The 9971-nt window shown below is 66.3% G+C and carries 8 protein-coding genes; 5 read left to right on the top strand and 3 right to left on the bottom strand.

What is annotated here, in order from left to right; genetic code table 11:
* Nucleotides 1-490: MmgE/PrpD family protein (locus tag ACIQ3R_RS10665; RefSeq protein ID WP_397418262.1), on the bottom strand; the 490-nt coding region annotated here is incomplete at its 3' end.
* Between the two features lie 62 nt (nucleotides 491-552).
* Here ACIQ3R_RS10665 and ACIQ3R_RS10660 point away from each other — a divergent pair.
* Nucleotides 553-1278 carry a GntR family transcriptional regulator gene (locus ACIQ3R_RS10660; RefSeq protein WP_397418259.1) on the top strand — a complete coding sequence of 242 codons (726 nt, stop codon included), beginning with the start codon at nucleotides 553-555 and terminating at the stop codon, nucleotides 1276-1278.
* A gap of 6 nt (nucleotides 1279-1284) precedes the next feature.
* Here the strand turns inward: ACIQ3R_RS10660 and cysN are convergent, their stop codons facing one another.
* Nucleotides 1285-3171, bottom strand: a complete 1887-nt coding sequence (gene cysN / locus ACIQ3R_RS10655; protein ID WP_397418256.1) for a sulfate adenylyltransferase subunit CysN — start codon at nucleotides 3169-3171, stop codon at nucleotides 1285-1287.
* Between the two features lie 142 nt (nucleotides 3172-3313).
* A complete protein-coding gene (cysD, locus tag ACIQ3R_RS10650) occupies nucleotides 3314-4246 on the bottom strand; it encodes a sulfate adenylyltransferase subunit CysD (RefSeq protein ID WP_397418264.1) in 933 nt (310 codons plus the stop codon).
* A 146-nt stretch (nucleotides 4247-4392) separates the two neighbouring features.
* On the opposite strand from cysD, the gene ACIQ3R_RS10645 reads away from it, so the two are divergent.
* From ACIQ3R_RS10645 to ACIQ3R_RS10630, 4 genes are all read left to right on the top strand, one after another.
* Nucleotides 4393-5694, top strand: a complete 1302-nt coding sequence (locus ACIQ3R_RS10645; RefSeq protein WP_397418253.1) for a spinster family MFS transporter — start codon at nucleotides 4393-4395, stop codon at nucleotides 5692-5694.
* A gap of 58 nt (nucleotides 5695-5752) precedes the next feature.
* Nucleotides 5753-7255 carry a DNA-3-methyladenine glycosylase 2 family protein gene (locus ACIQ3R_RS10640; RefSeq protein WP_397418250.1) on the top strand — a complete coding sequence of 501 codons (1503 nt, stop codon included), beginning with the start codon at nucleotides 5753-5755 and terminating at the stop codon, nucleotides 7253-7255.
* Complete coding sequence (locus ACIQ3R_RS10635; RefSeq protein WP_397418247.1) at nucleotides 7236-7760, top strand: methylated-DNA--[protein]-cysteine S-methyltransferase; 525 nt, start codon at nucleotides 7236-7238, stop codon at nucleotides 7758-7760. The genes ACIQ3R_RS10640 and ACIQ3R_RS10635 overlap by 20 nt, the downstream gene beginning before the upstream one ends.
* A gap of 187 nt (nucleotides 7761-7947) precedes the next feature.
* Nucleotides 7948-9954 (top strand): right-handed parallel beta-helix repeat-containing protein, encoded by a 2007-nt coding sequence (locus ACIQ3R_RS10630; protein WP_397418244.1) that lies wholly within the window; start codon nucleotides 7948-7950, stop codon nucleotides 9952-9954.
* Nucleotides 9955-9971: the final 17 nt, after the last annotated feature.

Raw genomic sequence — 9971 nt, 5'->3', positions numbered from 1 at the left:
CCGCCGCCGCCGCGCCAAACGGGCCGCAAGTTCCGGTGGCGTGGAAGAAGCGGTAGTGGCCCGCGCCGGCGGCCCGGCCCACCCGGATCATGGCCTCGTAGCCGCGAACGACGGCGTCGAGGAACGTGTTCCCGTCCCTTACGCCGACGGCCTCGGCGGCGGCGAGCGCGGCGGGCAGGACGACGGGCCCCGGATGGAGGAGTGCGCGCTTGTCGACGTCGTCCATCTCGAGGATCGCCCCCGCGGGTCCGTTGGCGAGGGCGGCGGCCTGGGGCCCGGCCCGGCGCCCGCCAATGACCCGGCAGGGACCTTGGCCTTCCAGTGCGGCCAAGGCGCGCGGCTCGGCCGCTCCGGGCTCCACCGCGCCGCCGACGGCGCAGGCGGCCCAGTCCAGGACATGCGACCGCGCCCTCGCGCGATCCGCCGCGCTGACGGGCCGCGCCAGGAGACCGGCGAGTCGTTCCGCGACCGTCTGGATTTGTCCGGACATATTGTTCTATTCCGGCGCGAGGGCGGATAGGTCAAGGGCAGGCGATAGGCTATAGGCGCAGAATGGGCCGTATCCCACGCTATCACATTCTCGCGGATCAGCTTCGCCAGGGCATCCGCAACGGACGCTATCCGGTCGGGGCGCTGTTGCCGACGGAGCTGGAGATCTGCCGCGCCGAAGGGGTTTCCCGGCACACGGCGCGCGATGCTTTGCGTATTCTCATCGATGAGGGCCTGGTTGAACGTCGCCAGGGCGCCGGCACTCGGGTCGTCGCGGCGGAACGGCCCGCGGCGTTCGTTCAGCCGCTGGGCGGCCCTCAGGAATTGATGCAATACGCCCGCGACGCGCGCATGGCGGTGACACAGGGTCTGAAGCGCGGCCTGACCGCCGAGGAGGCTGCCTGGCTGGAGACCCGCGAAGGCGAACTCTGGCTGGTCGTGGACGGCGTGCGCCGTCGCGACCGGGGCGAGGTCCTGGCGCTGACACGGCTCTACGTGCCGCAATCATTCATGGAGATCGAGTCCGAGATCGGAACCTGGCCTGGAGCGGTGCAGGAGTTGATCGAACAGCGCTGGGGCATCCGTCCGGACCGTATCGAACAGCGGATCATGGCCGAGGTGCTGGACGATGAAGCGGCCCGCGCCCTGCATGTCCGGCCGGGCGGCGCGGCCCTCAGGACCCAGCGGCGCTATATCCACGGGGCGAGCCGGGTGATCGTGGCCTCAGACTCGCGGCATCCGGCCGAGCGGTTCTCACTCGCCATGACCTACCACCGCGACGGGGCCTGAGGCCCTTCAGCCCAACAGACGCTTGACGATCTGCTCCGCGGCTTCCTCGGGCGAGACCTGGGTGGTGTCGATGCGGATCTCCGGGGCCTCAGGCGCTTCGTAGGGGCTGTCGATTCCGGTGAAGTTCTTGAGCTCGCCGGCTCGCGCCTTGGCATAGAGGCCCTTGACGTCCCGCCGCTCGGCCTCGGCCAGGGGCGTATCGACAAACACCTCGATGAACTCGCCCTCCGCCAACAGCTCGCGCGCCATGCGGCGTTCGGCGCGGAACGGCGAGATGAAGCTGACCAGCACGATCAAGCCGGCGTCGACCATGAGTTTCGAAACCTCGGCGACCCGGCGGATGTTCTCCACCCGGTCGGCCTCGGTGAAGCCGAGGTCCCGGTTCAGGCCATGGCGCACGTTGTCGCCATCGAGGATGTAGGTGTGGCGGCCGTCGGCGTGCAGGCGCTTTTCCACCAGATTCGCGATGGTGGACTTGCCGGAGCCGGACAGCCCGGTGAACCAGACGACACGCGCGGACTGGCCGAGAGACTGGGCGCGGGCGGCCTTGTTCACGTCCATGGCCTGCCAATGGATGTTCTGGCTGCGCCGGAGTGCAAAGTGCAGCAGGCCCGCTCCGACCGTGCGATTGGTCATCCGGTCGATCAGGATGAAGCCGCCGGTGTCCTTGTTCTCGGCGTAGGGATCGAAGGCGATCGGCGAGGCGAGCGAGAGGTTGCAGACGCCGATCTCGTTGAGTTCGAGCCGCCGGGCCGCGAGCTTTTCCAGCGTGTTGACGTTGATCTTGTGCTTGGGTTCGCCGACCTGCACCGGCACGATCCGGGCGCCGATTTTCATCAGGTAGGGCCGGCCGGGCAGCAGGCCCTCATCATCGAACCAGACGAGGGTGGATTCGAACTGGTCGGCGACTTCCGGCGGGCTGACGGCTGTGGCCAGGATGTCGCCCCGGCTGACGTCGATCTCATCGGTCAGGGTGAAGGTGACCGACTGGCCGGCGACCGCCTGAGGCAGGTCCCCCGTAAAGGTGACGATGCGGGCGACCGTGCTCTCGCGGCCCGAGGGCAGGGCCTTCACCCTGTCGCCGGGACGGACCACGCCCGAGGCGATCTGGCCGGAGAAGCCGCGGAAGTCGAGGTCGGGCCGGTTGACCCACTGGACCGGCATCCGGAAGGGCTTGTCCTGCTGGATATCCTCGACCGGCGCGCCTTCCAGCCAGCGCATCAGCGGCGGGCCCTCGTACCAGGGCGCGTTGGCGCTGGGCTCAGTGATGTTGTCGCCCTTGAGCGCCGACATCGGTATAGCGGTGAACGCGCGGATGCCGATCTGATCGGCGAAGGCGCGGTAGTCGGCGACGATGGCGTCGAAAGTTTCCCGGCTCCAGTCGACCAGGTCCATCTTGTTGACCGCCAGCACCACGTGACGGATGCCGAGCAGGCTCACGAGATAGCTGTGGCGGCGCGTCTGGGTCAGCACGCCCTTGCGGGCGTCGATCAGGATGATCGCCGCATCCGCCGTGGAGGCGCCGGTGACCATGTTGCGGGTGTACTGCTCGTGGCCCGGCGTGTCGGCGACGATGAACTTGCGCTTGTCAGTGGAGAAGAAGCGGTAGGCCACGTCGATGGTGATGCCCTGCTCCCGCTCCGCGGAAAGTCCGTCGACGAGCAGGGCGAAGTCGATGTCGCCGCCCTGAGTGCCGACCTTCTTGGAATCGGCCTCCAGCGCCGCAAGTTGATCTTCGAAGATCATCTTGGAGTCGTAGAGCAGGCGGCCGATCAGGGTGGACTTCCCGTCGTCCACAGAGCCGCAGGTGAGGAACCGCAGGAGCGACTTGTGCTCATGCTGATGCAGATAGGCCTCGATATCCTCGGCGATGAGGTCGGACTTGTGGGCCATCAGCGCGCCCCCTCCACCACGCTTCGCGTGGTCCCCCTTCCCCGTTGGGGGAGGACTATCGAGGCGAAGGCAGCGTGACGTCCTCCCCCAACGGGGGAGGGGGAGCGCCGCAGGCGGTGGAGGGGGGCCTGAACAGATCCCATCAGAAGTAGCCCTCCTGCTTCTTCTTCTCCATCGAGGCGGTCTGGTCGTGGTCGATGACCCGGCCCTGACGCTCGGAGGTGGTGGTGAGAAGCATCTCCTGGATGATCTCGGAGAGGGTCGAGGCCGTGCTTTCGACCGCGCCGGTCAGCGGGTAGCAGCCTTGGGTGCGGAAGCGGATCGACTTCATCATCGGGACTTCGCCCGGCTTGAGCCGCATGCGCTCGTCATCGACCATGATCAGCACGCCGTCGCGCTCGACCACCGGGCGAACGCCGGCGAAGTAGAGCGGCACGATCGGAATGTCCTCCTGCTGGATGTATTGCCAGATATCGAGCTCGGTCCAGTTGGAGATCGGGAAGGCGCGGAAGGTCTCTCCCGGCGCCTTGCGGGTGTTGTAGAGCCGCCAGAGTTCGGGGCGCTGGTTCTTGGGATCCCAGCGATGCTCGGCGGTGCGGAATGAGAGGATGCGCTCCTTCGCGCGGGACTTCTCCTCGTCGCGGCGACCGCCGCCGAAGGCCGCGTCGAAGCCGTACTTGTCGAGCGCCTGCTTGAGCCCCTCGGTCTTCCACATGTCGGTATGGACAGGACCGTGGTCGAACGGATTGATGCCCTGGGCCTTGGCCTCGGGATTCTGATGGATCAGGAGGTCCATGCCGCTTTCGCGGCCCATGCGCTCGCGCATCTCGTACATGGCCTTGAACTTCCAGGTCGTGTCGATGTGGAGCAGCGGGAACGGCGGCTTGGAAGGATAGAAGGCCTTCTGCGCCAGCCGCAGCATCACCGCGGAATCCTTGCCGATGGAATAGAGCATGACCGGGCGCTCGCACTCGGCGACCACCTCGCGGAAAATGTGGATGCTCTCGGCTTCTAGGCGCTGCAGGTGGGTCAGGGTTTGGGCGGGCAACGGGGAGTCCGATGATGATCGCGCCAGGGTTCCGGCGTGCGCTCGAGGTAGAGACCTGGGGGCGCAGGCGCAACGCCAGTGGTTCTGAAGCCGCTTGGAGAGCCTCTGAGGCCGGTTGGCGCGGATCGGCGCAGCGTGCCACATAGCCGCCGGGGTGAAACGGGGCAGATGCAATGACCGATACGACAGCGACGCGACCGGCTGGGTCGATGGGCTACAGCTACTTCGTCGTCGGCTTCCTGGCGGTGATCTACACGCTGAATTTCCTGGACCGGCAGATCGTGTCGATCCTGGGCAAGCAGATTTCCGCCGACCTGGGCCTCTCGAAGACCGAGTTCGGGTTTCTCGGCGGGACCTCGTTCGCGCTGCTCTACACGACCGCCGGCATCGCGGTGGCGTGGCTGGCGGACCGGGTGAGCCGCAAGTGGATCATCGGGATTTCCTGCGCGATCTGGAGCCTGTTCACCGCGCTATGCGGCACGGCGCAGAATTTCACCCAGATCCTGCTCTACCGGATGGGTGTCGGGTTCGGTGAAGCGGGGGGATCGCCGCCGTCCTACTCGATGATCTCGGACTACTTTCCGGCCGAGAAGCGGGGGACGGCGCTGGCGCTCTATTCGCTGGGGGTGCCGGTGGGCTCGATGCTGGGCGCGTTCTTCGCCGGGCAACTGGCGCTGGCCTACGGCTGGCGGATGGCGTTCGTCATCATCGGACTGCCGGGCGTGGTGCTTGGGATCCTGATGCTGATTTTCGTGCGGGAGCCCAAGCGCGGCGGGCTCGATCGCGTTGCCGAGGGCGCGGATGCGCACCCGCCGGCGCCGCCGCTTCTGGACGCGATCCGCGGGTTCTTCGCGAACCGGACCCTTGTGCTGACCGCCGTCTCGAGCGCCATGTCGGCGTTCGTGGGCTATGCCGGACTGGTCTGGAACCCGCAGTTCCTGGAGCTGACAAAGGGCATGACGCCCGCCCAGGTCTCAACGGTCTACGCCCTCGCGCTGGGCGTGACGGGCATCATCGGCACGCTGGTTTCGGGCTGGCTGGTCGACCGGCTCGGCGTGAAGGACAAGCGCTGGTTCGCCTGGGTGCCGGCGATCGCCTTCGCGCTCTCGATCCCGTTCTGGTTCGGCATGCTGTGGGCGCCGACCTGGGAACTGGCGATGCTGTTCCTGCTGGGTCCGATGCTGATGAACCAGGCCTATCTGGCGCCGGCCCTGACCATTGCGCAGAACGCCGTCGAGCCCGCGCGACGGGTGATGACCGGTGCGATCCTGCTGTTCGTGCTGAACCTCGTCGGGCTTGGCGTGGGGCCGGTCTATGTGGGCTGGATCGCCGACGCCGTCGAGCCGGTGCGGGGCGACCAGTCGCTGGTCTGGGGCTTCGCCGCCGTGATTCCGTTCGTGGTGCTGACGGTGGCGGCGCATCTGGCGGCGGCCTGGTCGATCGGGAGGGATCGGCGTCTAGCGGCGCTGGGCTGATCGATCCGAGTCCGAAAACCGCGAGACGTGGTGCGGCGGCGCGCGCATTCTGGCGCCTATGGACCTGGATTTCGAAGCCTGCCGCCGCGCGTTTCTGACGCGGGACCCCCGGTTTGACGGGCGCATCTTCGCAGGCGTTCGTACCACCGGGATCTATTGCCGGCCGATCTGTCCGGCGCGCACGCCGAAGGCGGAGAACATGGCGTTCTTCCCGACGGCGGCGGCGGCGCAGGAGGCGGGGTTCCGGCCCTGCCTGCGATGCCGGCCGGAGGCGTCGCCCGACCTGGGCGCCTGGCGCGGCACGTCGAACACGGTGTCGCGGGCGCTGACGCTGATCGAAGCCGGCGCGCTGGATGATGGCGATGTCGACGCCCTTGCTGCGCGACTGGGCGTGGGCGAGCGGCAACTCAGGCGGCTGTTCCGGCAGCATCTGGGCGCGGCTCCGGTGTCGGTGGCCCAGACACGCCGCGTCTTGCTGGCCAAGCAACTGATCCAGGAGACGCGATTGCCGATGGCCGAGGTGGCGCTGGCGTCGGGGTTCGGCAGCGTGCGGCGGTTCAACGAGACGTTTCTGGCGCTGTTCCAGCGGCCGCCCGGCGAGCTGCGCCGGTCTCGGCTAGCGGACATACCAGCCTCGCAGGGGCTGGTCGTGCGGCTGGCCTACAAGCCGCCCTACGACTGGGGGGCAATGATCGAGTTCCTGGCGGGCCGGGCCATCGCCGGCGTGGAGGCCGTGACCGCCGATCGCTACGCGCGGGTGCTGAGCGTGGACGGCGTGACCGGCGTGGTGACCGTGGCGCCAAGGGCCGACGACGCGCTCTCGGTAGAGCTGAGGTTCCCGAACCTCGCGGTCGTGCCGCAGGTGATCGCCCGGGTGCGACGCGTCTTCGATCTCTCGGCGGACCCGGTGCGGATCGGAGAGCATCTCAGTCAGGACCCGGCGCTGGCGCCGCGGGTCGCCGCGCGGCCAGGACTGCGCGCGCCGGGCGCCTGGGATGGTTTCGAACTGGCGGCCCGGGCCATCCTCGGTCAGCAGGTGACAGTGCAGGCGGCGCGTGGACTGGCCGGCAAGATGGCGGCGGCCTATGGCGCGACGTTCGAGGACCCCTGGGCGGCGGGTCTGGGTCTTACCCGGACGTTTCCCACGCCCGGCCGGCTGGTGGGGCAGGACATCGCGACCCTGGGCATGCCCCGGGCGCGGGGCGCGGCGCTGGAGTCGCTGGCGCGCGCGGTGGTGGACGACCCCGGAATCTTCGCGCCGCGCGCCGATCTGACCAGCGCGATCGCGGCGCTCAAGGCGCTGCCCGGCATTGGGGAGTGGACGGCGCAGTACATCGCCCTACGCGAGTTGCGCGAGCCGGACGCCTTTCCGCAGGCCGATATCGGCCTGATGCGGGCGATGACGGACGCCGAGGGGAGGCGGCCGACGCCTGATGAGTTACTGGCCCGCAGCGCCGCCTGGCGGCCCTGGCGCGCCTATGCCGCTCAACATCTGTGGTCCGCTGACGCGGCCGAAACCCAACCCCGCCGGAGCCCGACCGATGACCGCCGCGCCGCCTGACCTGCTGATCCGCGACGAGATCGAGACGCCGATCGGGACCGCCATCACGGTGACGGACGAGGCGGGCGTGCTGCGCGCGTTCGACTGGACCGACTTTGCCGACAAGCTCGGGCGGTGGCTTGAGCGGCGCTATCCCGGCGTGCCGGTGAAGGCGGGGGAGGGGCCGCTGAGATCGCCGCTGGCGGCCTATTTCGCGGGCGAGATTCAGGCCCTGGACGCGGTCAGGTGGGTGGGCGCCGGGACCGACTTCCAGCGCACCGTCTGGCAGGCGCTCTGCACGATCCCGGCGGGCTCGACCCTGAGCTATGCGGGGCTGGCCGCGCGGATCGGCCGCCCGACCGCGATGCGAGCGGTGGGACTGGCCAACGGTTCGAACCCCGTCGCGCTCATCGTGCCATGCCACCGGGTGATCGGCGCCGACGGGTCGTTGACGGGTTATGGCGGCGGGTTGGAGCGGAAACGCTGGCTGCTGGCGCATGAGGGGGCGGCGTTTCGGAACAATTGATACAGCCGTCAGTTATCAAAGATGCGCCCAGAAATTTGGATAACACATTGTTAAATTCACCTTTAATTAACGATCGACCTTAAGTCGACCGAAATTGCCTCACGCATACTCTGCCGTTGTTGGTGGGGTGTGAGTTTTGGCGACGCGAGATCGCCAGTCGACACCCAAGCGAGAGTTGGAGGTTTGGGTGGCTACGACGATTGTGAAGGACTCGGCTGGTCTTGTGTCCGCGCTTAAGGTGGCCAAGGCTGGCGATGTCATCCAGCTTCAGGCGGGAACCTACGCCCCGACGGCGATCACCGGCGCCAAGTTCGACGGCGCGGTGACCATCACCTCGCAAGATCCGACGGCGATGGCCAAACTGACCGGCCTGATGGTGAAGGACAGCCAGGGGCTGACCTTCCGCGGGCTGGAGTTCGTGGTGGACGCGGCGAAGCCAGACTATCAGTTCCAAATTCTTGGATCGAAGAACGTCAATCTTGATGCGTTGAATGTGCACGGCAGCCTCGATGGCAATCCGCTGAACGACGCGGCCGCGTTGATGATCCGCAACAGCGCCAACGTGACGGTGACCAACTCGGAGTTCCATGAGCTTCGCCATGGGATCCAGCATCTCGACTCAAGCGGCGTGCGGATCAACAACAACCACTTCCACGATATCCGGACTGACGGCATCCGCGGCGGCGGTAGCTCGAACGTTACGATCAAGGGCAACTACTTCACCGACTTCCACGCAGGTGAAGGCGATCACCCGGACGCAATCCAGTTTTGGACCACCCACACGACCAAGTCGGCGACAAATATCCTAGTTCAGGACAACGTAGTTTTACGCGGAGGAGGCGACCCGATCCAAGGGATATTCTTCCGGGATCAGGTGGGTGGGCTGCCGTTCACCGACGTGAAGATCGTCGACAATTTGATTGTCGGTGGTATGTACCACGGAATTACGCTGAACAGCGGCAAGAACCTAGTTCTGACCGGAAATGTTGTGTCCGGTCTGCCGGATCAGAAGTCCTGGATTTCTGTGATCAACAGCGACGGTGTGTCCATGGTGGCCAACAAGGCCACGGAATACCATACCGATGGCGCGACCAACATTGTTCGAGAAGGTGACGCTACAATCGCTACGCCGTCCGACGGCGGCAAAGCGCTGCAGGCGGCTTGGTACAGCGCGAATAAAGCGACCGCTGAGCAACTCTCGGACCAAGTTATGCGTTTCGTCCAAGAGATCACTCTAGTGAACGCAGGCACCATCAGCCTCGCCGCGCTGGATGCCAAGGCGGCCGAAGCCGTCAGAGAGATGGAGGTCGCCCGAGCGAATGCCGTTGCCGTGACCGGTACCGCCGGAGCCGATAAGCTTGCAGTGGATGGTGCCCGGGATACGTTTGTGGACGGCGGTGGCGGGAACGACATCATCTATGGCGGTAGCTACGGCCACAACACGCTATCGGGCGGCTCCGGCGACGACACCTACTATGTCAAGAACATGTTTGAGACTGTAGTCGAGAAGGCTGGTGAGGGTGCGGACACGGTGATTACCAGTGTCGACTTTGGCCTCGGCGCCAACATCGAGAACCTGCGTATGGCCAATGGCGCCTACTTCGGAGCCGGCAACGAGCTCAACAATCGCATTTCCGGCAGTGATGCGGCCAACGAACTACACGGCCTGGGTGGCAATGACCTCATTCAGGCGGGTGGCGGCAACGACTTGGTTTCCGGCGGCAATGGCGCAGATACGCTGGCGGGCGGAATGGGAGATGACACGCTTCAAGGCGACGCGGAGGCTGATAGGTTAGGGGGTGACGCGGGCTCGGACAGCCTGTCCGCCGGCCTTGGCGCCGACACGCTCGAAGGCGGTGCGGGCGCCGATACGCTCTCCGGAGGCGCCGGGTCAGATGTGTTCCTGTTCCGCGCTGCTGATCTGGGCGCGACCGATCGGATCCTCGATTTCTCGCGGAGCGAGGGTGACAAAATCAATCTTAGCCCGATTGACGCCAATACCAGCCTGGCGGGTGATCAAAGGTTCACGTTCGTTGGTTCGAACGCCTTCACCAAGACTGCCGGAGAACTTCGTGCTGTGGTGTCGAACGGCAACACGACGTTGATGGGCGACACCAACGGCGACGGTTTGGCGGACTTCCAATTGGTCATGGTTGGCAATGGTACCATGCAGGCAGCCGACTTCATACTTTGACAGCTTAGGCCAGAGCC

The sequence above is a fragment of the Phenylobacterium sp. genome (assembly GCF_044371015.1).
GTDB lineage: Bacteria > Pseudomonadota > Alphaproteobacteria > Caulobacterales > Caulobacteraceae > Phenylobacterium.
Note: the sequence above shows the minus strand (reverse complement) of the source record. Positions and strands in the feature narration are given on the sequence as shown.